A 1,296-nucleotide genomic window follows, 5' to 3' on the forward strand; every position below is an offset into this window, starting at 1 on the left:
CCGGCGTCCTCGCCCGCCCCCACCACCGCGCCGGCCACCACCGCGCCGGCCACCACCGCGCCCACGACCCCCGCCCCACCCGGGCCCGCCCCGGCACCGGCCGGGCTGCCCGGCACCCCGCAGGACGTCACCACCGGGCTCGACGTGCCGTGGGACCTGGCGGTGCTGCCCGACGGCACCGCGCTGGTGACGCTGCGCGATGCCGGCACGGTGCTGCGCACCGGCCCGGGCACCACGACCCCCGTGCCCGCGACCGGCCCCGGCGGTGCGGTGCCGGGTGTCTCCCCCGGCGGCGAGGGGGGCCTGCTCGGCATCGCGCTGTCCCCCGCCTTCGCCACCGACAACCACGTCTTCGTCTACGCCAGCACCCGCGACGACAACCGGGTGCTGCGGATGACCTACCGCGGGGACCACTTCGTCGACGTCGTGCCCGTGCTCACCGGCATCCCGCGCGCCAACGTCCACAACGGCGGTCGCATCAGGTTCGGCCCCGACGGGATGCTCTACGTCGGCACCGGTGACGCCGGCGACCGCGGCGCGTCCCAGGACCGCGCCAACCTCGGCGGCAAGATCCTGCGCACCACCCCCACCGGCCAGCCCGCACCCGACAACCCGTTCCCCGGCTCGCCGGTGTTCTCCCTCGGGCACCGCAACGTGCAGGGGCTCGCCTGGGACGCCGCCGGGCGCCTCTACGCCGCGGAGTTCGGCCAGGACCGCTACGACGAGCTGAACCTCGTGCGCGCCGGGCAGAACTACGGCTGGCCGGAGGTGGAGGGCCCCGGCGACGGCGGGGGCAGGTTCACCGCACCGCTGCAGACGTGGACCACCGCCGAGGCCTCCCCCAGCGGGATCGCCGTCACCGCCGACGCCGTGTGGCTGGCCTGCCTGCACGGGGAGCGGCTGTGGCGGGTGCCGCTGACCCCCGAGGGCGCGACGGGCACCCCCGAGCCGCACCTGGTCGGCACCCTCGGGCGGATCCGGGGCGTCGACGTCGGCCCGGACGGGACGCTGTGGCTGCTGACGAGCAACACCTTCCGCGGGGAGCGGCGCCCCGGCGACGACCGGCTCGTGTCGCTGCCGCTGGCCTGAACCGGTGCCCGCCGGCCCGCGCGAGCGCACCCTCGTCGTGGTGGCCGCCTTCGACGCCGCGGCGGAGGCCGCCCTGGCGGACCTGCGGGAGGCGTTGCGCCGCAGCGGGATCCGGGTTCCGGCCCGGCCCCGGCACCGCCCGCACCTGACGCTGGTCGGCGGCCCGTGCCCGCCCGCGGACACCGATCGGGTGCTGGCGGCGACGGC

General features: G+C 78.0%; 2 protein-coding genes. Both read left to right on the forward strand.

Annotated elements, in window-relative coordinates; genetic code table 11:
- Window positions 1–1,089: PQQ-dependent sugar dehydrogenase (locus tag ABEB16_RS17255; protein WP_345713456.1), on the forward strand; the 1,089-nt coding region annotated here is incomplete at its 5' end.
- Window positions 1,090–1,093: 4 nt separating this feature from the next.
- Window positions 1,094–1,296, forward strand: a 203-nt coding sequence (locus ABEB16_RS17260; protein ID WP_345713457.1) for a hypothetical protein, incomplete at its 3' end; no start/stop codon positions are given.

Origin of the sequence: Kineococcus glutinatus (genome assembly GCF_039542765.1) — a bacterium.
Taxonomy (GTDB): Bacteria; Actinomycetota; Actinomycetes; order Actinomycetales; family Kineococcaceae; genus Kineococcus_A; species Kineococcus_A glutinatus.